Below are 26554 nucleotides of genomic sequence, written 5' to 3' on the forward strand. Positions count from 1 at the left end.
TCTCTATTAAAGCGCTTTCCAGGCATCGCCCCAGGTAATACCTACTCCAGGCTCGTAGTACGTCGGCGCTACGTTGCACCATGCGCCTTCAGGCAGCGGTTTACACTGATAAAGCGCACCGTGGTTGTTGACGATATCGCCCGCATTCCAGGTTTGGGTGCTGCTCCAGGAAGGATAGCTGATGGTGTCGCTGTCTTTGCCATCCGTCGTTTCATCCGCAGAAGCGGCTTTGGCCTTCACGTTCAGGGTATAGGTGGTCGTACTGGACAACGTACCGTCGCTGACCGTCAGGCTAACAACATATTGCGCGTCCCGATCGGTTGTCGGCGCGGTAAAGGTAATCACGGCTTTATCCTGCCCGCCGAGAGTCTGGCCGTCCTGCGACATCCAGGTGTAGATAAGCTTGTCGCCGTTCGCATCGGTAGAACTCTCCGCACTCAGGGAAACCGTGGCCCCCGCTTCGATAGCGCCGATCGGACCCGTGATACGGGCAACCGGCGCCACGTTTGTTTCCTGCGCAGGAGTATTATCCTCGGGCGCAGGCGGAGTGGTGTCGCCCTGGCCGCTGTCATCGATGATGTTGACATTGAAGTGGCTTTGGACGCATTTGGCATAATCGCCTTCTTTAAAGGCGGTATACGGCGTCTGGTAACCCACCAGCTGACAGGCGTTGGTCTTACCGTCGGCGGTGTCGGCGCTCCATCCCCAGTCCTCTTCCCAGTAAATCGGCAATGCGCCCGCGCCGCCTTCATCGAACTGCTTCATATTTTTGCAGCCGAGAACTTCATCACCGGCAATCGGCACTTTCAGGTAGTTTGCGAACTCTTTGTAGTAGGCGATACGGTTCAGAGACTGCGCGTTCTCTTCCGCCCCGCCGCACTCAACGCCACCGTTGATGATCTGAATGGTGACCCCAAAGCCTTCCACCAGGCCATTCGCTTTATCATGATCGTTTGGCACCCAGGTTCCATCGATGACGTGCAGCATAGAGGGCTTCGGCGGCTGCGGGTAAACGAAAAAGAAGACCGCGCTCGCCAGGTTCATCCAGGTATCCGCCACCCGCTCTGGTTTATCCAGCAGAGGACGAACGTCGCCATCGTACATCGCATCGGAGAACGGACCATAATTGTAGTTATAGGAGAGCTGTTTCGCGCCGCGACCAAAATAGCTCAGGTAGTCGCCGTCTTTATCTTTGCCGCAAGGCCAGGTCTGGCCCTGCCAGATATCCGGGTTACATTCCCCGTTGTAGCCGCCTTTCTGACCTTCAACCCAACCCACTTCACGCAGATACACCAGCGCCTGACGCCACTCGGGAATATCGCGCCAGCTTTCATGGCCGCCGGTTTCCTGAGCAAAGTGGGCAAACATGGTTGCCAGAGATTTACGGCAGATGGCATCGCTGTCGCGTCCGTCGGTATAGGTCCCGCAAACCGCGGGAAATTTACCAATAGCTTTCAGAAAGTTAGAGTAGGTATATTCTGCAGCGCGCATCGGAAACAGATATTCCCAGTCCTGTTCGGACAGGATGCTTTCCACACGCTTAACGTTGGTCGGGTTGGTCGCCAGACCCGGCTCGATTTTTTCAACCGCGCTGTTAGACAGCGTTTGAATCGATGATTTTACCGACGCCATGAGCGGAAAGTCGGTTAAGGCTTTTTCTTTCGCGGTCAGATCGCTCGCCTTAAGAGTTATCGCTTCCGTTGCGCCAAGCAGCGGCGCGGATTGTGCGGCCCCCAGGCTTAACATGATCCCTGCGGCCACGGCGCTTAACGCGACGGTTTTATGCAATGCCATAGTATTTCTCCTTTATCCTTGTTAACTGACTGCCGGTTCGCAATACCTGGCAGTTGCTGCAGTTTCAGGGGAGACCGGCATCATCCGCTAATCACATTAGCTCTTGTCCATCTCATCTAATCTCAGTCAACAACACATAAAAAAAGGGCCGGAAAATCCGGCCCTTAGAGAAAAAATGAGATCGATAATCAGGCGTAGCCGTAGCTCATCAAACGCTGGTAGCGACGGTTCAGCAGCTCTTCCTCACTCAGAATGTCGAGGTCAGCCAGATCAGCCAGCAGTTGCGCTTTCAGAGAGGCGGCCATCACTTCCGGATTACGATGCGCGCCGCCCAGCGGCTCAGGAATGATGGAGTCAATCAGCTTCAGCTCTTTCAAACGCGGGGCAACAATGCCCATCGCCTCGGCGGCCAGCGGCGCTTTGTCGGCGCTTTTCCATAGAATGGACGCGCAGCCTTCCGGGGAGATAACGGAATAAGTGCTGTACTGCAGCATATTCACTTTATCGCCCACACCGATTGCCAGCGCGCCGCCGGAGCCGCCTTCACCGATAACGGTACAGATAACCGGTACGCTCAGGCGCGACATTTCACGCAGGTTGCGCGCAATCGCTTCAGACTGACCGCGCTCTTCCGCGCCAACGCCCGGATAAGCGCCCGGGGTGTCGATGAAGGTGATAATCGGCATTTTAAAGCGCTCGGCCATCTCCATCAGGCGCAGCGCCTTACGATAGCCTTCCGGCGCCGGCATACCGAAGTTGCGGCGAATTTTCTCTTTGGTTTCGCGCCCTTTCTGGTGGCCGATAATCATCACCGGACGTCCGTCCAGACGCGCAATCCCGCCAACGATCGCTTTATCGTCAGCGTAGGCGCGGTCACCGGCCAGTTCGTCGAATTCGTCGAAAGCCAGGCGGACATAATCCAGGGTGTATGGGCGACGTGGATGGCGAGCCAGTTGCGCAACCTGCCATGCACCAAGATCGGCGAAGATCTTGCGCGTCAGCTCTACGCTTTTTTCACGCAGGCGATGCACTTCTTCATCGATGTTAATATCCAGTTTCTCATCCTGGCGGCTTACCGCTGTCAGAGAATCGATTTTCGCTTCCAGCTCTGCAATCGGCTGTTCAAAATCAAGGAAATTCAGACTCATAGTATTCCTGTATTAGTCAAACTCCAGTTCCACCTGCTCCGAGCCGATAAGGCCACGCAGATCGTTAAGTAAACGATCGCTCGGAGAGACGCGCCATGTTGCGCCAAAACGCAACCGCGCGCGTGCATCCGCCCTCTGATAATAGAGGTGTACTGGAATAGTTCCCGAACGGTGGGGTTCCAGAGACTGACGGAGTCGGTTTAAAAGCTGGTCATCAATTTGCCTGTCCGTCAGCGAGATAGCAAGCCCGCGAGCATATTTTTCCCGGGCTTCGTCAATATCCATGACTTCACGAGCGGTCATTTTAAGCCCCCCGCTGAAGTCATCAAAGCTGACCTGTCCGCTGACGATAAGTATGCGGTCTTTTTCCAGCAATTGCTGGTATTTATCCAGGGCGTCGGTGAACAACATCACCTCCAGACGCCCGGAACGGTCATCCAGCGTACAGATGCCGATACGATTGCCGCGCTTGGTGACCATGACCCGCGCGGCAATAACGAGCCCGGCCGCCGTGGTCACTTTACCACGATCGGTCGGATGCATGTCTTTGAGTCGCACGCCGCCAACGTAGCGCTCGATCTCTTTCAAATACTGGTTAATCGGGTGCCCGGTCAGATACAGCCCCAGGGTCTCCCTTTCTCCATCTAGCACCACCTGTTCCGGCCACGGCTGGCAGCTGGCGTATGACTGTTCGATTTGCTCCGGCTCTTCCGCCAGTACGCCGAACATGTCCGCCTGACCGATAGCTTCGGCTTTGGCGTGCTGATCGGCGGCTTTTAGCGCATCGCCCAGTGAATTCATTAACGCCGCGCGATGCGGCCCGAGGCGGTCGAAAGCCCCGGACATAATCAGTTTTTCCAGCACCCGGCGGTTGAGCTTTTTAATATCCGTACGCGCGCAGAGATCAAACAGTTCGCGGAAATAGCCGCCCTGATTACGGGCTTCAATAATCGCTTCAATAGGGCCTTCGCCGACGCCTTTAATCGCACCGATACCATAAACGATTTCGCCATCGTCGTTAACGTGGAAATGATACAGGCCGGAGTTAATATCCGGCGGCAGGATTTTCAGCCCCATCCGCCAGCACTCATCCACCAGGCCGACGACTTTCTCGGTGTTATCCATATCCGCGGTCATCACCGCCGCCATAAATTCAGCCGGATAGTGCGCCTTTAGCCACAGCGTCTGATAGGACACTAAAGCATAAGCGGCGGAGTGCGATTTGTTAAATCCATATCCGGCGAATTTCTCCACCAGGTCAAAGATCTTGATCGCCAGTTCACCGTCTACACCGCGCTTCCTCGCCCCTTCTTCAAAGGTGCCGCGCTGCTTAGCCATCTCCTCCGGCTTTTTCTTACCCATCGCACGACGCAGCATATCCGCGCCGCCAAGGGTATAGCCGGAAAGCTCCTGGGCAATCTGCATGACCTGTTCCTGGTACAGGATGATGCCATAAGTTGGCTCGAGTACCGGTTTCAGGCATTCGTGCTGCCACTGCACGTCCGGGTACGATATTTCTTCGCGACCGTGCTTACGGTCGATAAAGTTATCCACCATCCCCGACTGCAGCGGCCCCGGACGGAACAGAGCCACCAGAGCGATCATATCTTCGAAGCAGTCGGGCTGCAGACGCTTGATCAGATCCTTCATACCGCGCGATTCAAGCTGGAAAACGGCGGTGGTTTCCGAACGCTGCAGCATGTCGAAGCTTTTTTTATCGTCGAGCGGGATCGCGGCGATATCCAGCGGCCCCTCGCCGTTCTTCTCGCGGCGGGCGTTGATCATCTCCAGCGCCCAGTTAATGATGGTGAGCGTACGCAGGCCGAGGAAGTCAAACTTCACCAGCCCGGCATATTCAACGTCGTTTTTATCAAACTGGGTAACCGGATGCTGGCCCGCTTCATCACAATAAAGCGGGGCAAAATCGGTAATTTTGGTTGGCGCGATCACCACCCCACCCGCATGTTTACCGGCGTTACGGGTGACCCCTTCGAGCTTACGCGCCATGTCGATCAGCGCTTTAACCTCTTCATCCGCCTCGTAAATTTCCGGCAGCTGCGGCTCGGCTTCAAACGCTTTCGCCAGCGTCATACCCGGGTCAGGCGGCACCAGCTTGGAAATGCGGTCCACAAAACCGTACGGATGGCCCAGCACGCGGCCAACGTCGCGGATAACCGCTTTCGCCGCCATGGTACCGAAGGTAATAATCTGCGATACCGCATCGCGACCGTACATGTCCGCGACGTGTTCAATCACCTGGTCGCGCTTCTCCATACAGAAGTCAACGTCGAAGTCGGGCATGGAGACACGTTCCGGGTTAAGGAAACGTTCGAACAGCAGGTCGAACTCCAGCGGATCGAGGTCGGTAATTTTCAACGCATAGGCGACCAGCGAACCGGCGCCGGAACCACGTCCCGGCCCTACCGGCACGCCGTTATCCTTCGACCACTGGATAAACTCCATAACGATCAGGAAGTAGCCAGGGAACCCCATCTGGTTAATCACCTGCAGCTCAATGTCCAGGCGTTCATCATATTCAGGACGGCGTTTAGCCCGCTCATCCGGATCGGGAAACAGGAATTCCAGGCGCTCTTCCAGGCCTTCTTTGGATTTCTTGACCAGATAATCTTCGGTGGTCATATCCCCGGTCGGGAACTGCGGCAGGAAGTACTCGCCAAGGCGCACGGTCACGTTACAGCGTTTGGCGATCTCCACGGTGTTTTGCAGCGCTTCGGGAATATCGGAAAAGAGCTCGCACATCTCCTCTTCGCTGCGCATATACTGCTGCGACGAGTAGTTACGCGGACGCTTAGGATCGTCGAGGGTGAAGCCATCATGGATAGCCACGCGGATTTCATGGGCGTCGAAGTCGCCCGGCTCAAGGAAGCGAACATCGTTGGTCGCCACCACCGGTAAGCCCCGGGTTTCCGCTAGTTCTACCGCAGCATGCAGATAGGGCTCTTCATCCTGACGGCCGGTGCGAATCAGCTCAAGAAAATAGCAGTCAGGGAAATGTTGTTCGTAAAAATCAACGCACTGATCCACCAGCGCCATGTTGCCGCGCAGCAGGCTACGGCCCACGTCGCCCATGCGCCCACCGGAGAGCAAAATCAGCCCTTCTTTTAATTCGATCAGCCAGTCGCGATCGATAATCGGGCCCGCCGCACCGTAGCCGCGCTGATAAGCTTTGGAGATCAGCAGCGTCAGATTCTGATAGCCAACGTTGTTCGTCGCCAGTACCGTCAGCTGGCTCAGTTCATCGCCAAGCAGCTCGCTCTGGACGTGAAAATCTGCCCCGACAATGGGTTTAATTCCGGCGCCGTGCCCCGCTCCGTAGAACTTCACCAGCCCGCAGAGGTTGGTAAAATCAGTGATCGCCAGCGCAGGCATGCCGAGCGCGGCCGCCTTTTTTACCAACGGTCCGGTTTTCGCCAGGCCATCGATCATGGAATAGTCGCTGTGCACCCGCAGGTGTACGAAACGTGGTTCAGCCATCTTCAGATTCCGCGTTACTTAATTGCTTGCGTGTCGGTTCAGGACGCCAGGCCCAGCGCGCGCTTCACCGGGCCAAAGCTGCGCCGGTATTGCTCGATTAAGCCATGTTCCAGCAGCTTTTGCAGATGAAAAGCGGTGGGATAACCTTTATGTTGCGCAAAACCGTACTGCGGGAACTCCCGGTCCAGTACGGCCATTTCAGCATCCCGCGTCACTTTAGCCAGAATAGACGCGGCGCTGATTTCCGCCACTCGGCTGTCGCCTTTAACGACCGCCAGTGAAGGCACTGGTAGCGGCGGACAGCGGTTACCATCAATAAGAACAAACTCAGGGGAAATGCTCAAGCCCGCAACGGCGCGCTGCATGGCCAGCATGGTCGCATGTAGAATATTCAGCTCATCGATTTCATGCGGCTCCGCACGACCGAGGCTCCAGCACAGCGCTTTTTCTTTGATCTCATCAAATAGCGCAAGGCGCCGCTTCTCGCTGAGCTTTTTCGAGTCGGCAAGACCCAAAATCGGTTTTGCCGGATCGAGAATAACTGCGGCAGTCACCACCGCGCCGACCAGCGGACCGCGCCCGACTTCATCGACTCCCGCAACCAGATGGGTATGCGGGTAAACGAACTCCATCATTTTGCTAACTCCAGTACTGCATCCGCCGCCTGCTCATCAGCGTTGCAGCGGATCTGCTGATGCAGCGCGCGAAAGGTTTCATGCATATCGTGGCTGGTTTTACCGTCGGCCAGCAGCGGCTTCAGCGCCTCGGCCAGCGCCTGCGGCCGGCATTCATCCTGCAGCAGTTCTTTAACCAGTTCACGCCCGGCCAGTAAATTCGGCAGCGATACGTAGTCGGTTTTAACCAGCCGTTTCGCCAGCCAGAAGGTAAACGGCTTCATCCGATAGCCGACGACCATCGGACACTTAGCCAGCATACATTCCAGCGCAGCCGTTCCGGAGGCCAGCAGCGCAGCATCGCTGGCGATCATCGCATCGCGCGCCCGCCCATCCAGCAGATGTACGGCAAGATCCGGCGCAGTTTCCGCTTTGATACGCTCGAACTGTTCCCGCCGCTTCGCGTTGACCAGAGGGACAACCACTTCGAGATCGGGGTAAGAGTCTCGCAGGATCTGCGCCGTTTTCAGGAAATCGGCGCTGAGCATCTCAACTTCCGCCCCGCGGCTTCCCGGCAGTAGCGCCAGGCAGTGCACGTTACGATCGATTCCCAGACGGTCGCGCGCCGCGCCTTTGTCCGGATCCAGCGGCATCGCATCCGCCATCGTGTGGCCGATAAACCGGCAGGGAACGTTAAATTTGTCATAAAACGCTTTTTCGAAAGGCAGGAATGCCAGTACCAGATCGGTGGATCTGCCAATTTTGAAAACGCGTTTTTGCCGCCATGCCCATACCGACGGGCTGACGTAATGAATAGTTTTGATACCCTGCTTCTTCAGATTACCTTCGAGGGTAATGTTGAAGTCAGGCGCATCAATGCCGACGAACACGTCCGGCTTGAGCTCGGTCAATCGACGGGTGAGATCGGCGCGAATATGCAGCAGCCGACGCAGGCGACCAAGCACTTCCACAATGCCCATCACCGCCAGCTCTTCCATCTCATACCAGGCCTCGCAGCCTTCCGCCTGCATCAACGGCCCGGCAACGCCGACAAAGCGGGCATCAGGGATGCGAGCTTTGAGCGCGCGGATAAGACCGGCGCCAAGAATATCGCCGGAAGTTTCTCCGGCGACCAGGGCAATAGTCAGGGGACGCGATTCAGCCATTAACGAATCAGGCCGCGGGTGGAGCGGGCAAAAAAGTCGGTAAATGTCTGCACTTCAGGGTACTGCGCCGCCAGCTCGGCGATCTCAGCTTTCGCTTCGTCCAGCGTTTTACCGCTGCGGTACAGCAGCTTGTACGCGTTACGAATTGCTGTGATCGCCTCACGGCTGAAGCCGCGGCGTTTCAGCCCTTCTATGTTGACGCCAAACGGCGTTGCGTGGTTGCCCTGAGCAATCACGAACGGCGGAACGTCCTGCGCAACGCCGGAGCAGCCGCCAACCATCACGTGCGCGCCAATAATGCAGAACTGATGCACTGCGGTCATGCCGCCGATGATAACAAAATCATCCAGCGAAACGTGGCCCGCGAGGGTCGCGTTATTCGCCAGAATACAACGGTCGCCCAGCGTACAATCGTGCGCCACGTGGGCGTTGATCATCAGCAGGTTATCGCTGCCCACCTTCGTTAATCCACCGCCCTGTACTGTGCCACGATGAATGGTGACGCTTTCGCGGATGCGGTTGCGATCGCCAATTTCCACGCGGGTCGGTTCGCCAGCATATTTCAGATCCTGGTTAACTTCACCAATGGAAGCAAACTGATATATCTCGTTATCGCGGCCAATTTTGGTATGCCCGTTAATAACAACGTGAGACTTCAGTACGGTACCTTCGCCGATTTCGACGTTAGCGCCAACAATACAAAACGGGCCAATGTGGACGTTAGCGCCAATAACGGCGCCTTCTTCTACAATGGCGGAAGGATGAATAAAGGCGGTTTTATCAATCACGTATCAGGCCTCCCGGCTACGGGCACACATCATCGTTGCTTCGCAAACCACTTTTCCGTCAACCGTCGCAACGCCTTTGAAACGAGTCAGGCCACGGCGGGTTTTCTCAAAAGTGACTTCCATAATCATCTGGTCGCCTGGCACGACCGGACGTTTGAAACGCGCTTCGTCAATCCCGGCAAAATAATACAGCTCGCCCGGTTCCAGTTTTCCAACGCTTTTGAATGCCAGAATACCGGTGGCCTGAGCCATGGCTTCGAGAATCAGTACGCCCGGTAAAATCGGCTTACCAGGGAAGTGTCCCTGGAAAAACGGCTCATTTACAGAAACATTTTTAACTGCGCGTAGAAAACGACCTTCTTCAAAATCCAGCACGCGATCGACCAGCAGGAACGGGTAACGGTGAGGCAGAAGTTCCAGAATCTCTTCAATGTGCAGAGTATGAGTGTCAGTAGTCAAAATACTCTTCCTGTCAAATATCCTAAAAGGCAATAATAACACGGCCTGCGGCAATCTCATGAATGCAACAGGCCGAAAATTTAATGTGGCTGGATGAAGCACTAATCTTGCTGATTAACCTTGCGCTCAATGGCTTTGAGACGCTTGCTCATATCATCAATATTCAGTACCAGCGCAGCGGTCTTACGCCAGACCTTATTCGGCTGCAGCGGGATACCTGAAGAGTAAACCCCTGGCTCGGTGATAGGACGCATAACCATCCCCATCCCCGTGACGGTGACTTTATCGCAGATTTCCATGTGACCGTTGATCACGCTTGCTCCGCCAATCATGCAATAGCGCCCAATTTTCAGGCTGCCCGCCATGATCACGCCGCCAGCAACCGCGGTGTTGTCTCCAATCACTACGTTGTGCGCGATTTGACACTGGTTATCAATAATGACGCCATTACCGATGACGGTGTCGTCCAGCGCCCCGCGGTCAATGGTCGTACAAGCGCCAATCTCTACACGATCGCCGATGATCACGCGACCCAACTGCGGGATCTTCACCCAGTTGCCGCGATCGTTCGCATAGCCGAAGCCATCCGCGCCAATCACCGTGCTGGACTGGATCAGGCAATTCTCGCCGATCTCAATGTTGTGGTAAACGGTGACATTGGCCCATAAACGCGAGCCAGCACCTATTTTCGTATTTTTCCCAACGAAGCAACCTGCGCCGATGACCACGTTATCACCAAGGATCGCGCCGGATTCGATAACGGCATTCGGGCCAATGGCGACGTGATTACCCAGCTTAGCCGTGGCATCGATGACCGCGCTGGGCGCGATATCCTGGGCCGGCTGCGGCGTGGTATCAAGAATCTGGGCCATGCGCGCGTAGGTCAGGTAGGGATTACGCACTACCAGCGCGGCGCGATGAGCAAAAGGCAAATCATCCTGCGTCATCACGACGGCAGATGCCTGGCAAGCGGCCAGGTGTTCACGGTACTTAGGATTTACCATGAAAGTAATATCGCCCGCTTGCGCGGACTGCATGGACGCAACGCCGGTGATGACGATATCGCCATCACCGTGTAATTCTGCATCCAACTGCTGGGCTAAATCAGCCAGTCGAATTGAAGGCATTACTTATTTAACCTGTTTCAGCACATCAGCGGTGATGTCTTTTACATCGCTGCTGTTGTATGCGACGGCATTAGAGTCAACAACCAGATCGATGCTCTGATCTTTAGCCACGCTCTGCACGGCGCTCTGAATACGAGTCACCAGCTTGCCGCGCTCTTCATTAGAACGACGTGCGCGATCCTGTTCGAAAGACTGTGCTTTCTGGGAGAAAGTCTGGCGCTGAGCCATTACATCTTTTTCCAGTTTGGTACGGTCAGAGCCCGCTTTCATGGACTGCAGACGCTGCATTTTAGACTGCAGGTCGCCTTCCATACGCTGCAGCTCGCTCGCGCGGCCTTTAAACTCGTTTTCCAGCGTGTTAGAAACGCCTGTTTTCTGGGCAACCTGTTGGAACAGGCTGTTCATGTTAACCATTGCAATTTTATCTGCCGCCTGAGCGGTAGTAACCATTGCTAAACCCAGACCTGCAGCTAATAACCACTTTTTCACAATTAACTCCTTACCATCCCATGAGTACCCAGGGGTACCGTTATTTGCGTGGCCAGGCGATAACCTCAGTTATCGCCAATAGTCAGCGCTATACTGCAACTGCACTTACATTCCATTGTAGCCAACATCATTACCAGGTTTTACCGATGTTAAACTGGAACTGTTCGGCTTTGTCTCCATCGTACTTTTTAAACGGCTGAGCGTAGGAGAATACCAACGGCCCTAACGGCGACATCCACTGTACTGCGATACCCGCAGACATACGGATATTGCTTGGATCGCTGTAGTCCGGGTAACCGCCATATGCGGCTGAATCCCAGTGAGTATCCCACACGGTACCCATATCCCAGAAGACGGAGGTACGTACCGAGTTCGCATATTTATCGCTAATAAACGGCGTTGGGGTGATCAGCTCAAGGCTGGCAACCGCCATGGCGTTACCGCCCACCGCATCATCAGACTTACACGGCGCGGACTCGCTGCTCTTACATTCGTTATCGTAGCTGCTGTCGTCGTCATGACGACTGCTGGCTGGGAAATAAACCGCTTTCGGACCGATAGTATTGGACTGGAAGCCACGCACGGTGCTTGAACCACCGGCATAGAAGTTCTCATAGAACGGCATCTCTTTACCGCCCAGACCATCGCCATATCCAAAGCGGGTACGACCCAACATGACCCATTTGTGATCGTCATCGATCGGTACATAGGTCGCGGTATCGAGCGTCGCTTTGTAGTATTCGTTATCCGATCCCGGAATCGTCACTTTACCATTCAGGTTGACGCGTGAACCTTCGGTCGGGAAGAAGCCACGGTCGAGCTTGTTATACGTCCAGCCGTAGTTGAAGGTGAAGTCGTCAGCGCTGAACGAGTTTCTGTCGTTCGTGTTGTCCGGATACTGACCCATCGAATTCAGATAACGCCACATGGATACCTGAGGCTGCATATTGGACAGCTTGTTATGCACATAGCCCAGACCTGCGCGCAGCGTATTGTATTCGTTAACCGGGAAGCCCAGCGTGATGTCTGTACCATAGCTTTTGTTGGTATAGTCAGACAGGTCCGCATCGTTAGCATCGAAGTCGTTATAGAACACACGACCGCCGAGGCTGACGCCATCCACGGTAAAGTACGGGTTCGTCACCGACAGTTCAGTATAGGTCTGATAATCGTTTTTGGTGCCGTTAATCCCAACGGAATAGCCGGTACCGAGCCAGTTATCCTGCTGAACGCCGGCCTGGAAGCTGACGCCGCTTTCCGTACCGTAACCGACGCCGAAGTTAAAGCTACCGGTATTACGTTCTTTAACCTTATAGACCACGTCAACCTGATCCGGGCTGCCCGGCACGCGCTGCGTATCGGTATCAACCGTTTCAAAGTAGCCTAAACGGTTCAGACGATCTTTACCCTGGTCGACCAGGTCGCTACCCAGCCAGGCGCCTTCCATCTGACGCATTTCGCGACGCAGAACGGCATCTTTCGAGGTATCGTTGCCTTCGAAGCGAATTTTACGCACGTAGTAACGGTTGCCCGCATCGACGTTCACGTGCAGCTTCACGGTCTTATCGGTATCGCTGATTTCCGGCTGGGACTGAACGCGCGGATAGGCATAGCCGTAGCGACCGAGGAGTTTTTTAATGTCATTCTCCATTTTGGTCACTTTGGTGCCGTTATACAGCTCGCCCGGCTCGACTTTGGTCAGCGCTTCGATTTCTGCCGAATGCCCCGCCAGGTCGCCCGTCACCTGCACACCGGAAAGCTTGTACTGATCGCCTTCGGTAATGTTGATGGTGATGTAGATGCCTTTCTTGTCCGGCGTCAGACTCACCTGCGTGGAGTCAATGTTGAAACGAGCATAGCCGCGATCCAGATAGTAGCTGCGCAGCGTTTCAAGGTCCCCTGCAAGCTTCTGTTTCTGATACTTACGATCGCCCACCACGTTCCACCATGGAACTTCATCGCGCAGCTGGAAGGTCGAAATCAGTTCATCGGTGCTAAATGCATGGTTGCCGACGATATTGATCTGCTGGATTTTCGCCGAGACGCCTTCCTGGAAGACCAGCTTCAGGTCGACACGGTTACGCGGCAGCGGCGTCACGACAGCTTTAACGCTGGCGCTGTACTTACCGACACTGTAATAGAAATCCTCCAGCCCCTTTTCGATATCAGCAAGCGTGGTGCGATCGAGGGATTCCCCTACGCGTACGCCGGATGCCTCAAGGTTTTGCTTGAGCATGTCATCTTTCACCGACTTGTTACCGGAGAAAGTGATGCTGGCAATCGTTGGACGCTCTTTCACCTGCACCAGCAGGGTATCACCATCGCGCAGGACGCGAACGTCCTCAAAGTTGCCGGTGGCAAACAGAGCACGGATGGTGTTACTGATATCATCATCGGTTACGGTATCGCCAGGACGCACTGGCATACTGAGGAGGGCCGCACCAACAGCGACACGCTGAAGGCCTTCGAAATGAATGTCCTTCACCACGAACCCGTCAGCACCGTATACGGTTGCGCTGCTAAACAGCAGCGACGCTATGAGCAACTTTTTCATCGCCATCGTTATTATGCGTTCTTCCTAACAAACTCTCTTACAACCGAGAGAAATCATTGAAAAGTGCAAGCCCCATTAACAGCACCAGCAATATTGAGCCAATGCGATAACTAAAGTCTTGAACTCGCTCGGATACCGGTCCGCCTTTCAGCTTTTCAATCGCCAAAAACAGCAGATGTCCCCCGTCAAGAACGGGAAGCGGGAACAGGTTGATTATTCCAAGGTTCACGCTGATCAGCGCAAGAAACATCAGATAATAAATCAGCCCAAATTCCGCTGACATCCCAGCCCCCTGGGCGATAGAAATCGGCCCGCTGAGGTTGTTCAGTTTGACATCACCGGTTATCAATTTGCCCAGCATCCTGACCGTTAACGACATCAGCTGCCAGGTTTTATCCGTGGCTTCAGCGATGGCGGCAAACGGCCCGTACTGACGCACTGTCTTATATTCATCAGGCAGCGGGATGACCTTAGGTACGACCCCTGCAAACCCCTCAGCTTTGCCTTTGGTAGACTTCGTGTCCGGCGTCAAGTTCACCGACAAGGGGCTACCCTGCCGCTCGATGTCCAGAACTAATGCCCTACCCGGATTATCGCGCACCAGATTAACAAACGTCATCCACTGCGTTAACGGTTGACCATCGACTTTAACGATCCTGTCGCCCGCTTGCAAACCCGCCTTCTGCGCCGCCGAGCCAGATTGTACTTCAGCCAGGACGGTATCAATCTGCGCGCTGCGAGGCTGAATGCCCAACGAGGTAACCGGATCTTGTTTATCCGGCTCGAACGCCCAGTGCTGCAGATCGAGGATTTTATCCTGGCGTTGATTGGTCCCGAAAGGGGCGACGGTAACTATTGTTTGCCGATCGCCTATCTTCGCCACCAGCGCCATCCGTACTGCATCCCAATCAGGCGTTTCGATGCCATCTATCGCTTTAAGTTCCGTTCCTTTTGCAATTTGTGCTTGCGCGGCGATCGAGTTGGGCGTTATGTCGCCAACGACCGGACGAATGCCTGGGACACCTATAATGAAGACCAGCCAGTAGGCAAAAATGGCAAAAAGGAAGTTCGCGATGGGCCCTGCGGCGATAACGGCGGCGCGCTGACCAACAGTTTTGTTGTTAAACGCGGCGTGGCGCATCTCTGGCGCCACGGGCTCAACGCGTTCGTCGAGCATTTTGACATAACCGCCCAACGGGATAAGGGCGATAATAAACTCCGTTCCCTGCTTATCAAAACGGCGCCAAAGCGCTTTACCAAAGCCGATAGAGAAACGCTCAACGCGGATACCACAGCGGCGAGCAACCCAGAAATGGCCAAATTCATGGACGGTGATCAGCACGCCCAGCGCAATAATAAAAGCAGCCAAATTCCAGAGAACGCTCAGCATAAAACCTTCCGTCAAATCGTCCTGAAAACCAACAAGAGTAGGCAAGCAAATACGGGCACCGCAGCGGTCAGGCTATCGATACGATCGAGAATACCGCCGTGTCCGGGGATCAGATTTCCGCTATCTTTAATGCCAGCTTCGCGTTTAAACATGCTCTCGGTCAGGTCGCCAAGTACCGAGGCCAGGGCCGCGACAATGGAACATACCAGCAGCACCATCGGCGTGACATCCAGATGAGCCCACCAGCCGTAAGCCCATGAGATAACCGCTGCCGTTAACAGACCGCCAAAAAAACCCTGCCAGGTTTTGCCCGGAGAAACCTTCGGCGCCAGCTTATGCTTACCGAACATTTTACCGAACATGTAAGCGCCGGAATCCGCGCCCCAGACCAGAATCATCACGTACAGCAACCACAGCGCGCCACTATAATGATCATCGGCGTAATGCCAGGCCCGAAGCGCCAGCATGCCCCAAAAAAACGGCACAATGGTCAGGACACCAAAAATCAGACGTAGCGTTTTTGAATTGCGCCAGAAAGCCGCTGAAGTGGGGTAAGTCAGCACCAAAAGCAGCGCGACGACCCACCAGCCAAATGATGCCCATAGCGCCCCCTCAACCAGCGGTTGATGAACGTCATAATGATATTCCGGCATCAGGAATAGCATCAGCGCCAGCAGCAGACCGCAAAGCACTGACAGCCAGACTCTCTGCGCCGTTGAAGTGAAGCCGCTAAATTGCCCCCACTCCCACGCGGCGAGCATGCAGACGACTAGCGTAACGATGGCAAAACCCGCGGGCGGCAGCAAAAAAAGCGCCGCTATCACCACGGGGATTAAGACGAAAGCAGAAATCAGGCGATACTTCAGCAAAAGTGACCCCCATCAGGCATTGTTGCCGCCCGGTTCAGTGCCGCCGAAGCGACGCTCACGATTAACAAAGGCATGGAGTGCACCTTCAAAGTCCTGTTCAGCGAAATCGGGCCAAAGAACATCCGTAAAGTAAAGTTCGGCATAGGCAATTTGCCAAATCAAAAAATTACTAATGCGATGCTCTCCCCCGGTCCTAATAACTAAATCTACGGGAGCAAGTTCATGCATACAGACCTGCTGGCTCAGCATCTCTTCTGTAATTTGCTCGGGCTGTAGCAACCCGTCTTGTACCTGTTTGGCCAGATGACGTACGCCCTGAACGATGTCCCAGCGGCCGCCGTAGTTCGCAGCAATGTTCAGGGTCAAACCGGTGTTGTTCTCCGTCAGCGCCTCGGCTTTGCGAATACGCTCCTGGAGACGCGCGTTGAAGCGCGTGGTCTCGCCGATGATACGCAGGCGCACATTATGTCGGTGCAGACTTTTCACTTCGCTATCCAGCGCCCAGACAAATAGCTCCATCAGCGCACTGACTTCCTGCGCCGGGCGATTCCAGTTTTCACTGCTGAACGCGTATAACGTCAACGCTTCAATACCATTATTCGCCGCGAAAGAAACGGCGCGACGAACAGATTTTGCGCCGGCTTTATGGCCAAAGGCGCGGATCTTTCCTTGCCGTTTTGCCCAACGCCCGTTGCCATCCATAATAATGGCCACATGACGGCACCCATGCGCAGGCAACATTTCGCTGACAGTTTGATTAGCAGACAACATAACGCGTTTTAAGTCCATAATAAGGATTAGCTAAGCTACTAAACACGGGCCACCGGTCAGCGCTGGATACGCATTTTTATCCGGTACCGGAGCTACGGCCAATCGCAGAGAACAACCAAAAGCTTTACGCAAAAAAGCCGTGTCTTGCCACGGCCACCGTAATCTTTCACAACAAAATGCAACGATCGGATGGCGCAGACTATATCACTGAAGCACAGCGCCCACAAATATCACAACGAGTATCAGAATTTGCGCCGCGCGGCCAGGAGCTGACCTGCGCTTACCCGGGCCATAGCATCAATAGCCAGCACTTCATCAATACTTTGCGGCTCATTTAACGCCTGTTGATCCAGCACCGCCTGATTTATCGCCGCAATATCGGTAAAGCGAATATCACCGTTCAGAAACGCTGCGACCGACACTTCATTTGCCGCATTCAGCGTCGTGGTCGCCGCCTGACCGACATCAAAAGCCTCCATGGCCAGCTTCAGGCACGGGTAACGGCCGTAATCCGGCGCCGAGAAGCTCAGATTGCTCAACTGACAGAAATCCAGCGGTTTCACGCCAGAATTAAGGCGTTTTGGCCAGCCCATCGTGTGGGCAATCGGCGTACGCATATCCGGCTCGCCGAGCTGCGCCAGGACGCTACCATCCTGATAACGCACCATCGAATGAATCACCGATTGCGGATGGATCAGAACTTCCATTTGCTCCGCCGAGGCGTTAAACAGCCACCGGGCTTCGATATACTCCAGCCCCTTATTCATCATGGTGGCCGAATCGACAGATATTTTGCGCCCCATCGACCAGTTTGGATGCTTACAGGCCCGGTCGGGAGTCATCGCCGCCAGCTCAGAAATCGCCGTTTCCCGGAAGGGGCCGCCAGAGCCGGTGAGGAGGATCGACGCCACGCCGTTTTGGGTTAAATCAGCGTATCCCAGATTATGTTGAATTGTTTCCGGCATACTCTGAAAAATCGCATTATGCTCGCTATCAACCGGTAACAATCGTGCGCCGGACTGCTGCACGGCCTCCATAAACAGACGACCGCAGGTCACCAGCGACTCTTTGTTCGCCAGCAGCACCGTTTTACCCGCGCGGATGGCTGCAAGCGTCGGCACCAGGCCCGCTGCGCCGACAATCGCCGCCATCACCTGCTCAACCTCGTCCAGCGCCGCCACCTCAGCCGCCGCCTGCTGGCCGCTCATGACTTCCGTACGGCTACCCTGCTCGCGCAGTTTTGCCCGCAGCAGCTCCGCGCTGTGCGCATCGTCCATTACCGCGTAACGAGGGGAAAATTCCAGACATTGTTCAACCATACGGTCGACATTTTTCCCGGCGACCAGCGCGGTGATAGAAAAGCTATCAGGATTATGGCGCACCACATCCAGCGTGCTGCAGCCAATAGAACCGGTCGAACCAAGAATGGTTAATTGCTTCATGAGGCGTCCAGAAAAATGAAGACAGGATAAAAAGCAAAACGCCGCCAGCAAACCCTTATGCATCAATCATCGGATAATAGAGCGGAGGCGCCGAGCCTTTGACTTGGCGCCAAAGGCTACAAGGCCAGCCGTCTAAACGCAATCCCGAAAATTGAGCGTACGGTCTCCTGTACGGCGTTTCAGATTTTACGCAGGGCAATGCTCAGACCTGCGTGTCGGCAGAGAATCAGAACTGCATCAGTTCCGCTTCTTTATCCGCCAGCGCCGCATCAACTTTCTTGATAGCAGCGTCAGTCATTTTCTGCACATCTTCCTGAGAGCGGCGATCGTCATCTTCGCTGATCTCTTTCTCTTTCAGAAGCGCTTTGACTTTATCGTTGGCATCGCGACGAACGTTACGCACGGCAACGCGCGCTTGTTCAGCTTCGCCACGCACGATTTTGGTCAGATCTTTACGACGCTCTTCGGTCAGCGGCGGCAGCGGAACGCGGATATCGCTACCCGCAGAGCTTGGGTTCAGACCGAGGTCGGAAGCCATAATCGCTTTTTCAACGGCCGGGCTCATGGAGCGATCGAAGACGTTGATCTTCAGGGTGCGGGAGTCTTCTACCGTTACGCTAGCCAGCTGACGCAGCGGGGTCGGCGTGCCGTAGTATTCCACGATAATGCCATCCAGCAGGCTGGGAGAAGCACGACCCGTGCGTATTTTGCTGATTTGGGTTTTGAACGCTTCGACGCATTTGTCCATGCGTACTTCAGCATCTTTTCTGATATCGCTAATCACGTTACGAATCCTTGAAAACTTGTCTCAGACAGACCAGACGGTCGCCCACTGCAAAAGTGAGCTAAGTATAGTCATGTTTATGCTCAGCGTCTTTCAGGCTACGGGTCAGCCGCAGCATTCCGTCCACAGAACATGTTGAAAACCATCGGGTCAAAAACCCGAAAAAGTAAGGCCGAATATTACCCGTATTTGACGCTGACGGGAATTACTCAGTAATTAATGTGCCTTCTTTTTCACCCATCACCACGCGGCGCAGCGCGCCAGGCTTATTCATATTGAATACGCGAATAGGCAGTTTGTGGTCACGCGCCAGGGTAAAGGCCGCAAGATCCATCACTTTCAGCTCTTTATCCAGTACTTCGCTGTAGGTCAGCTGATCGTACATGGTTGCGGAAGGATCTTTGGCCGGATCGGCGGTAAATACACCGTCGACTTTGGTTGCTTTCAGTACCACATCGGCTTCAATTTCAATGCCGCGCAGGCAGGCAGCGGAATCGGTGGTAAAGAATGGGTTACCGGTACCCGCGGAAAGAATCACCACGCGGTTGTTACGCAGCAGGCTGATAGCTTCCGCCCAGCTGTAGTTATCGCACACGCCATTCAGCGGAATCGCTGACATCAGGCGGGCGTTCACATAGGCGCGATGAAGTGCATCACGCATTGCAAGGCCGTTCATGACCGTTGCCAGCATGCCCATGTGGTCGCCCACAACGCGGTTCATACCCGCTTTCGCCAGACCAGCTCCACGGAACAGGTTACCGCCACCAATCACTACGCCAACCTGAATACCCAGCTCAACCAGTTCTTTGATTTCCTGAGCCATGCGGTCAAGTATGCTCGCATCAATACCGAAGCCTTCTGAACCTTGCAGAGCTTCGCCACTTAACTTAAGCAGAATACGTTTGTAGACGGGTTTTGCATTGGTAGCCATGTTTCTTTCCTGAGACTGTCAACGAATGAGATGAGTTAATTCTGGCGACATTGTACGTCGCTTTTCAGCGTACCCACTATAGCGGTTGGCTGAATTTACACATTAAGCGCAAAAAGAAGCCGCCCTCAGGCGGCTCCTTTTGAAAATTAAGACTGCTTGGACATCGCAGCAACTTCTGCTGCAAAGTCAGTCTCAACTTTCTCAATGCCTTCGCCCACTTCAAAGCGGATGAAGCCAGTCACGTCAGCGTTGTGCTCTTTCAGCAGCTGAGCAACAGATTTGCTCGGGTCCATAACGAACGGCTGGCCGGTCAGAGAAACTTCGCCGGTGAATTTCTTCATGCGGCCTTCAACCATTTTCTCTGCGATTTCTTTCGGCTTGCCAGACTGCATGGCGATGTCCAGCTGAACCTGGTACTCTTTTTCTACCACTTCAGCGGAAACGTCTTCCGGCTTAACGAATTCAGGCTTGCTTGCAGCGATGTGCATAGCCAGCTGTTTAACCAGCTCTTCGCTCGCGCCTTTAGCAGCAACCAGAACGCCGATACGCGCGCCATGCTGGTAAGAACCCAGAACTTCGCCTTCCAGAGAAGAAACGCGACGGATGTTGATGTTCTCACCGATTTTAGCAACCAGCGCAACGCGTTCTTCTTCGAACTGTGCTTTCAGAACTTCAACGTCAGTGATTTTGCCAGCAACAGCTGCGTCCAGAACTTTGTTAGCAAATGCCTGGAAACCACCATCTTTAGCAACGAAGTCAGTCTGGCAGTTAACTTCCAGAATGATGCCGTAGGTGCCATCGATTTTAGTAATGATCACGCCGTCAGCAGCAACGTTGCCTGCTTTTTTCGCTGCTTTAATAGCACCGGATTTACGCATGTTTTCGATTGCCAGCTCGATGTCGCCGTTCGCTTCAGTCAGCGCTTTTTTGCAATCCATCATGCCTGCGCCAGTACGCTCGCGCAGCTCTTTTACCAGGGATGCGGTAATTTCAGCCATTCTTTATTCCTCGGGAGATGTGATCTGCCCGGTTCCAGGAACCAGACAGATTTGAAAGTGAAAAAGGGGCCGCTAAGAGGCCCCTATTTATACACGGTACTAAATAAGGGTATGCCTTATTATTCAGCTTCTACGAAGCTTTCTTCCGCCTGAGAAGCCAGATCCTGAGAACGGCCTTCACGAACGGTAGCAGCAACAGCGCTCAGGTACAGGCTAACTGCACGGATTGCGTCGTCGTTACCCGGGATAACGAAGTCAACGCCGTCCGGATCGGAGTTAGTATCAACGATAGCAAATACCGGAATACCCAGGTTGTTTGCTTCTTTGATTGCGATGTGCTCGTGGTCAGCGTCGATAACGAACAGCGCGTCCGGCAGGCCGCCCATGTCTTTGATACCGCCCAGGCTGTTTTCCAGCTTGTCCAGCTCACGAGTGCGCATCAGCGCTTCTTTCTTGGTCAGCTTGTCGAAAGTACCGTCCTGGGACTGAGTTTCCAGGTCTTTCAGACGTTTGATAGACTGACGAACGGTTTTCCAGTTAGTCAGCATACCGCCCAGCCAGCGATGGTTCACGAAGAACTGGTCGCAGCTGTTAGCAGCGTCTTTTACCGCTTCGCTTGCAGCGCGCTTAGTACCAACGAAAAGGATTTTGCCTTTGCGAGAAGAGATCTTGTTCAGTTCAGCCAGAGCTTCGTTGAACATCGGTACAGTTTTCTCAAGGTTGATGATGTGAACTTTGTTACGCGCGCCGAAGATGAAAGGCTTCATTTTCGGGTTCCAGTAACGGGTCTGGTGACCAAAGTGAACACCAGCCTTGAGCATGTCGCGCATGGAAACAGTTGCCATGTTTAAAACCTCTATAGATAAAAGTTGGGGTTATGCCTCCACGTATCCCATATTACCGACCCCAAAGGGCACCCCGGAATATGTGTCGATACGTGTGTGTTGTTACACAAAGTGAGATTTGTCGCTTCAGTCCATCTTGTGTATCTGAGAATGGAACAGAAGTCCGGCGCGCTTTATACCACAAAACAGGATCGGAAACCAACTGTTGTTGACGTAGCGTGCTGCTAATGATTCTCAATTTGGCAGCAGGACGCCCGGACTGTTAACATTGTTCAGACATAATCTATTATTGTCGAAAAAATCGACACTGCTGGACACAATCCATGGCTATTTCTATCAAGACATCTGAAGACATCGAAAAAATGCGCGTTGCCGGCCGCCTGGCCGCCGAAGTGCTGGAAATGATCGAACCCTACGTAAAACCGGGCGTCAGCACCGGCGAACTGGACCGCATCTGCAACGATTATATCGTTAACGAACAAAAAGCCGTATCCGCCTGCCTGGGCTACCACGGCTTCCCGAAATCCGTCTGCATCTCTATTAATGAAGTGGTGTGCCACGGGATCCCGGACGACGGCAAATTGCTGAAAGATGGCGATATAGTCAACATCGACGTCACCGTCATTAAAGATGATTTCCACGGCGATACCTCGAAGATGTTTATCGTCGGTAAACCGACCATTCTCGGCGAGCGCCTGTGCCGCATCACCCAGGAAAGCCTCTATCTGGCCCTCAAAATGGTCAAACCGGGGATTAATCTGCGCGCTATCGGCGCCGCTATTCAAAAATACGTTGAAGCCGAAGGTTTCTCCGTGGTACGCGAGTACTGCGGCCACGGTATCGGCCGCGGTTTCCATGAAGAACCGCAGGTGCTGCATTACGACTCTCCGGAAACCAACGTGGTGCTCAAACCCGGTATGACCTTTACCATTGAGCCAATGGTCAACGCGGGTAAAAAAGAGATCCGTAGCATGAAAGACGGCTGGACGGTAAAAACTAAAGACCGGAGCTTGTCTGCGCAGTATGAGCATACTATTGTAGTGACAGATAACGGCTGCGAAATACTGACGTTACGCCAGGATGACACTATCCCGGCGATAATCTCGCACAACGAATGATGAAAAGCCGGCGCCAGCCGGCTTTTTTATGACGGGCATCCTGTGGGTCGCCGCAAGCGACGTTAATAATCGCTCCCGGCGATTTTTTATGACGGGCGTCCTGCCCGTCACCCTGTGGGCCGCCGCAAGCGACGTTAAAAATCGCTCCCGGCGATTTTTTATGGGCGATAGTTCTTTCTTATGGTGGCGCAATGAGCAACTCTCTATCTAATACTGTCCCCCTTGATCTGTCCGCTCAGCCAGAAAATCCGGGCGAGTGGCCAAAAAGTGATTTCAATTGCGCGACGATTAAAGCGCTTATCGACGTTTTTCAGCGCTGGCTGGGCGAGGCTTTTGATAGCGGTATTGCCGCGGAAAGATTGATTGAAGCACGTACAGAATTTATCGATCAGCTGCTCCAGCGGCTGTGGGTCGAGTACGGTTTCGGTTCAATTAACGACATCGCGCTGGTCGCCGTCGGCGGCTACGGCCGCGGTGAACTGCACCCGCTTTCTGATATCGATCTGCTTATTTTGAGCCGCAAAAAGCTCCCCGATGAACAGGCGCAAAAGGTCGGCGAGCTGCTGACGCTGCTGTGGGATATCAAACTCGAAGTCGGCCACAGCGTGCGCACCCTCGAAGAGTGCCTGCTGGAGGGACTGTCGGACCTCAGCGTCGCCACCAACCTGATTGAATCGCGTCTGCTTATTGGCGACGTCGCGCTGTTCCTTGAACTACAAAAACACATATTCAGCGACGGCTTCTGGCCATCGGAAAAGTTCTTTGCGGCAAAAGTTGAAGAGCAGAATGTACGCCATCAGCGCTATCACGGGACCAGCTATAACCTGGAGCCAGACGTGAAAAGCAGCCCGGGCGGCCTGCGCGATATCCACACCCTACAGTGGATCGCGCGACGCCATTTCGGCGCCACCTCGCTTGATGAAATGGTCGGCTTCGGCTTCCTGACCGAAGCCGAACGCAACGAGCTTAATGAATGCCTGCATCAGCTCTGGCGCATTCGCTTTGCGCTACATCTTGAGCTCAACCGCTACGATAATCGCCTGCTGTTCGACAGGCAGTTCAGCGTCGCCCGCCGTCTGCGCTATGAAGGCGAAAGCAACCAGCCGATTGAGCATATGATGAAGGATTTCTTCCGCGTCACCCGCCGGGTGAGCGAGCTGAATCAAATGCTGATCCAGCTGTTCGAAGAAGCGATTCTCGCGCTCACCGAGGATGAGAAGCCGCGGCCGATTGATGATGATTTTCAACTGCGCGGCACGCTTATCGATCTGCGCGATGACACGCTGTTTATCCGTGAACCGCAGGCCATTCTGCGCATGTTCTATACGATGGTGCGCAACAGCAGCATCACCGGCATTTACTCCACCACGCTTCGCCATCTGCGCCACGCCCGCCGTCATCTGACGCAGCCGCTTTGCTACATTCCGGAAGCGCGGACCCTGTTCCTCAGTATGCTGCGCCATCAGGGCGCGGTAAGCCGCGGGCTGCTGCCAATGCACCGCCATAGCGTGCTGTGGGCCTATATGCCGCAATGGTCGCATATTGTCGGCCAGATGCAGTTCGATCTGTTTCACGCCTATACCGTTGATGAACACACCATCCGCGTGCTGCTGAAGCTCGAGAGCTTCGCCAAAGAAGAGACCCGTAGCCGCCATCCGCTGTGCGTGGAACTGTGGCCACGCCTGACGCATCCGGAGCTGATCCTTATCGCCGCCCTCTTCCACGATATCGCCAAAGGGCGCGGCGGCGACCATTCGATTCTCGGCGCGCAGGACGTGCTGAAATTCGCCGAGCTTCACGGTCTTAACTCGCGCGAAACCCAGCTGGTCGCCTGGCTGGTGCGCCATCATCTGCTGATGTCGGTCACCGCCCAGCGTCGCGATATTCAGGATCCGGAAGTGATTAAGCAGTTCGCCGAAGAGGTGCAAACGGAAAATCGTCTGCACTATCTGGTCTGCCTGACCGTCGCCGATATCTGCGCCACCAACGAAAACCTGTGGAACAGCTGGAAGCAGAGCCTGCTGCGCGAGCTCTATTTCGCCACCGAAAAACAGCTGCGCCGGGGGATGCAAAACACGCCGGATATGCGCGAGCGGGTGCGTCACCATCAGCTACAGGCGCTGGCCCTGCTGCGGATGGAAAATATCAATGAACAGGCGCTGCACCAAATCTGGAACCGCTGCCGCGCCAACTACTTTGTGCGCCATACGCCAAACCAGCTCGCATGGCATGCGCGCAATCTGCTGCGGCACGATCTCAGCAAGCCGATGATCCTGCTCAGTTCCCACGCCACGCGCGGCGGCACCGAGATTTTTATCTGGAGCCCGGACCGCCCTTACCTCTTTGCTGCCGTTTGCGGCGAACTGGATCGCCGTAATCTTAGCGTTCACGATGCGCAGATCTTCACCACCCGAGACGGCATGGCGATGGATACCTTTATCGTTCTTGAGCCGGACGGCAGCCCGCTTTCCGCCGACAGGCACGAAATGATCCGCGTGGGCCTGGAGCAGACCATCAGCCAGCGCAGCTGGCAGCCGCCGGCGCCCCGTCGTCAGGCGGCGAAGCTGAGGCATTTTTCCGTGCCGACAGAGGTGAATTTCCTGCCGACGCATACCGACCGGAAATCCTTTCTTGAGCTGATTGCTCTCGATCAGCCGGGTCTGTTAGCGCGCGTCGGCCAGGTGTTTGCCGACCTCGGCATTTCGCTCCACGGGGCGCGAATTACGACAATTGGTGAGCGAGTAGAAGATTTATTTATAATCGCCACGGCAGACCGGCGCGCCCTTAATAATGAGCTACAGCAAGAAGTGCAACAACGGTTGACAGAGGCCCTCAATCCAAACGATAAAGGGTAACGTATTTTTTTTAAGTAAATGGAAAGAGTAAACAATGCAGCAATTACAGAACGTTATTGAGTCCGCTTTTGAGCGTCGCGCCGACATCACCCCGGCAAACGTGGATACCGTGACCCGCGAAGCGGTTAACCAGGTGATTTCTCTGCTTGATTCCGGCGCGCTGCGTGTCGCTGAAAAAGTTGACGGCCAGTGGGTCACCCATCAGTGGCTGAAGAAAGCGGTTCTGCTCTCTTTCCGTATTAACGATAACCAGGTTATCGATGGTGCGGAAAGCCGCTACTTCGATAAAGTCCCAATGAAGTTCGCGGATTATGATGAAGCGCGTTTCCAGAAAGAAGGGTTCCGCGTCGTTCCGCCAGCAGCCGTTCGTCAGGGGGCGTTTATCGCTCGCAATACGGTTCTGATGCCGTCCTATGTGAACATCGGCGCCTACGTTGACGAAGGTTCCATGGTGGATACCTGGGCGACCGTCGGTTCCTGCGCGCAGATCGGCAAAAACGTCCACTTGTCCGGCGGCGTCGGTATCGGTGGCGTACTGGAGCCGCTGCAGGCTAACCCGACCATTATCGAAGATAACTGCTTTATCGGCGCGCGTTCCGAAGTCGTTGAGGGCGTTATCGTCGAAGAGGGTTCCGTTATCTCTATGGGCGTGTACCTCGGCCAGAGCACCAAAATCTACGACCGCGAAACCGGTGAAGTGTTCTATGGCCGTGTTCCGGCAGGCTCCGTCGTCGTCTCCGGCAACCTGCCGTCAAAAGATGGCAAGTATAGCCTGTACTGCGCGGTCATCGTCAAAAAAGTCGATGCCAAAACCCGCGGCAAAGTTGGAATCAACGAACTTCTGCGTACCATCGACTAAGCAGTATGAAAAGCGGGAGGCATCCCGCTTTTTTTATATATTAAGCTGGCGAAGATAG

The 26554-nt window shown here is 54.4% G+C and carries 21 protein-coding genes; 3 read left to right on the top strand and 18 right to left on the bottom strand.

What is annotated here, in order from left to right:
* Nucleotides 1–6: 6 nt before the first annotated feature.
* From K7H21_RS22940 to rpsB, 18 genes are all read right to left on the bottom strand, one after another.
* Nucleotides 7–1794 carry a chitinase gene (locus tag K7H21_RS22940; protein WP_004129125.1) on the bottom strand — a complete coding sequence of 596 codons (1788 nt, stop codon included), beginning with the start codon at nucleotides 1792–1794 and terminating at the stop codon, nucleotides 7–9.
* Between the two features lie 188 nt (nucleotides 1795–1982).
* Complete coding sequence (accA, locus tag K7H21_RS22945; RefSeq protein ID WP_004129124.1) at nucleotides 1983–2942, bottom strand: acetyl-CoA carboxylase carboxyl transferase subunit alpha; 960 nt, start codon at nucleotides 2940–2942, stop codon at nucleotides 1983–1985.
* 12 nt (nucleotides 2943–2954) lie between these two features.
* On the bottom strand, nucleotides 2955–6437 hold the full coding sequence (dnaE, locus tag K7H21_RS22950) for a DNA polymerase III subunit alpha (protein ID WP_004129123.1): 3483 nt from the start codon (nucleotides 6435–6437) through the stop codon (nucleotides 2955–2957).
* 38 nt (nucleotides 6438–6475) lie between these two features.
* Nucleotides 6476–7072 (bottom strand): ribonuclease HII, encoded by a 597-nt coding sequence (gene rnhB, locus K7H21_RS22955; RefSeq protein WP_223035390.1) that lies wholly within the window; start codon nucleotides 7070–7072, stop codon nucleotides 6476–6478.
* Nucleotides 7069–8217, bottom strand: coding sequence for a lipid-A-disaccharide synthase (gene lpxB / locus K7H21_RS22960; RefSeq protein WP_004129121.1), 1149 nt, complete (start codon nucleotides 8215–8217; stop codon nucleotides 7069–7071). The genes rnhB and lpxB overlap by 4 nt, the downstream gene beginning before the upstream one ends.
* On the bottom strand, nucleotides 8217–9005 hold the full coding sequence (gene lpxA / locus K7H21_RS22965) for an acyl-ACP--UDP-N-acetylglucosamine O-acyltransferase (RefSeq protein ID WP_004129120.1): 789 nt from the start codon (nucleotides 9003–9005) through the stop codon (nucleotides 8217–8219). The genes lpxB and lpxA overlap by 1 nt, the downstream gene beginning before the upstream one ends.
* A 3-nt stretch (nucleotides 9006–9008) precedes the next feature.
* Complete coding sequence (fabZ, locus tag K7H21_RS22970; RefSeq protein ID WP_004098761.1) at nucleotides 9009–9464, bottom strand: 3-hydroxyacyl-ACP dehydratase FabZ; 456 nt, start codon at nucleotides 9462–9464, stop codon at nucleotides 9009–9011.
* A gap of 101 nt (nucleotides 9465–9565) precedes the next feature.
* Nucleotides 9566–10591 (bottom strand): UDP-3-O-(3-hydroxymyristoyl)glucosamine N-acyltransferase, encoded by a 1026-nt coding sequence (gene lpxD, locus K7H21_RS22975; RefSeq protein WP_004129118.1) that lies wholly within the window; start codon nucleotides 10589–10591, stop codon nucleotides 9566–9568.
* Nucleotides 10592–10594: 3 nt separating this feature from the next.
* Nucleotides 10595–11080 (bottom strand): molecular chaperone Skp, encoded by a 486-nt coding sequence (gene skp / locus K7H21_RS22980; RefSeq protein ID WP_004129116.1) that lies wholly within the window; start codon nucleotides 11078–11080, stop codon nucleotides 10595–10597.
* A 130-nt stretch (nucleotides 11081–11210) separates the two neighbouring features.
* Nucleotides 11211–13640 carry an outer membrane protein assembly factor BamA gene (gene bamA / locus K7H21_RS22985; protein ID WP_004129114.1) on the bottom strand — a complete coding sequence of 810 codons (2430 nt, stop codon included), beginning with the start codon at nucleotides 13638–13640 and terminating at the stop codon, nucleotides 11211–11213.
* A gap of 31 nt (nucleotides 13641–13671) precedes the next feature.
* Nucleotides 13672–15024 carry a sigma E protease regulator RseP gene (rseP, locus tag K7H21_RS22990; RefSeq protein ID WP_004129112.1) on the bottom strand — a complete coding sequence of 451 codons (1353 nt, stop codon included), beginning with the start codon at nucleotides 15022–15024 and terminating at the stop codon, nucleotides 13672–13674.
* An 11-nt stretch (nucleotides 15025–15035) separates the two neighbouring features.
* Entirely contained in the window at nucleotides 15036–15893 is an 858-nt protein-coding gene (gene cdsA, locus K7H21_RS22995; protein WP_004129110.1) for a phosphatidate cytidylyltransferase, read from the bottom strand.
* A gap of 12 nt (nucleotides 15894–15905) precedes the next feature.
* The gene (ispU, locus tag K7H21_RS23000; RefSeq protein ID WP_004129109.1) at nucleotides 15906–16664 is read right to left on the bottom strand and encodes a (2E,6E)-farnesyl-diphosphate-specific ditrans,polycis-undecaprenyl-diphosphate synthase; all 759 of its coding nucleotides are present in this window, start codon (nucleotides 16662–16664) and stop codon (nucleotides 15906–15908) included.
* Nucleotides 16665–16906: 242 nt separating this feature from the next.
* Nucleotides 16907–18106 carry a 1-deoxy-D-xylulose-5-phosphate reductoisomerase gene (ispC, locus tag K7H21_RS23005; protein ID WP_004129108.1) on the bottom strand — a complete coding sequence of 400 codons (1200 nt, stop codon included), beginning with the start codon at nucleotides 18104–18106 and terminating at the stop codon, nucleotides 16907–16909.
* Nucleotides 18107–18332: 226 nt separating this feature from the next.
* Nucleotides 18333–18890: a ribosome recycling factor gene (gene frr, locus K7H21_RS23010; RefSeq protein ID WP_004098748.1), complete on the bottom strand. Its 558-nt coding sequence runs from the start codon at nucleotides 18888–18890 to the stop codon at nucleotides 18333–18335.
* Nucleotides 18891–19095: 205 nt separating this feature from the next.
* Nucleotides 19096–19821 (bottom strand): UMP kinase, encoded by a 726-nt coding sequence (gene pyrH / locus K7H21_RS23015; protein WP_004098747.1) that lies wholly within the window; start codon nucleotides 19819–19821, stop codon nucleotides 19096–19098.
* A gap of 146 nt (nucleotides 19822–19967) precedes the next feature.
* Nucleotides 19968–20819: a translation elongation factor Ts gene (gene tsf / locus K7H21_RS23020; RefSeq protein WP_004098746.1), complete on the bottom strand. Its 852-nt coding sequence runs from the start codon at nucleotides 20817–20819 to the stop codon at nucleotides 19968–19970.
* Between the two features lie 119 nt (nucleotides 20820–20938).
* Nucleotides 20939–21664, bottom strand: a complete 726-nt coding sequence (gene rpsB / locus K7H21_RS23025; protein WP_003856207.1) for a 30S ribosomal protein S2 — start codon at nucleotides 21662–21664, stop codon at nucleotides 20939–20941.
* 323 nt (nucleotides 21665–21987) lie between these two features.
* Here rpsB and map point away from each other — a divergent pair, with 323 nt between their 5' ends.
* From map to dapD, 3 genes are all read left to right on the top strand, one after another.
* Nucleotides 21988–22782, top strand: coding sequence for a type I methionyl aminopeptidase (gene map / locus K7H21_RS23030; RefSeq protein ID WP_004129107.1), 795 nt, complete (start codon nucleotides 21988–21990; stop codon nucleotides 22780–22782).
* 191 nt (nucleotides 22783–22973) lie between these two features.
* Entirely contained in the window at nucleotides 22974–25637 is a 2664-nt protein-coding gene (gene glnD / locus K7H21_RS23035; RefSeq protein WP_049114434.1) for a bifunctional uridylyltransferase/uridylyl-removing protein GlnD, read from the top strand.
* Nucleotides 25638–25671: 34 nt separating this feature from the next.
* On the top strand, nucleotides 25672–26496 hold the full coding sequence (dapD, locus tag K7H21_RS23040) for a 2,3,4,5-tetrahydropyridine-2,6-dicarboxylate N-succinyltransferase (RefSeq protein WP_004129103.1): 825 nt from the start codon (nucleotides 25672–25674) through the stop codon (nucleotides 26494–26496).
* Nucleotides 26497–26554 lie beyond the last annotated feature (58 nt).

It is taken from the genome of Klebsiella sp. CTHL.F3a (genome assembly GCF_019890895.1).
GTDB lineage: Bacteria > Pseudomonadota > Gammaproteobacteria > Enterobacterales > Enterobacteriaceae > Klebsiella > Klebsiella grimontii.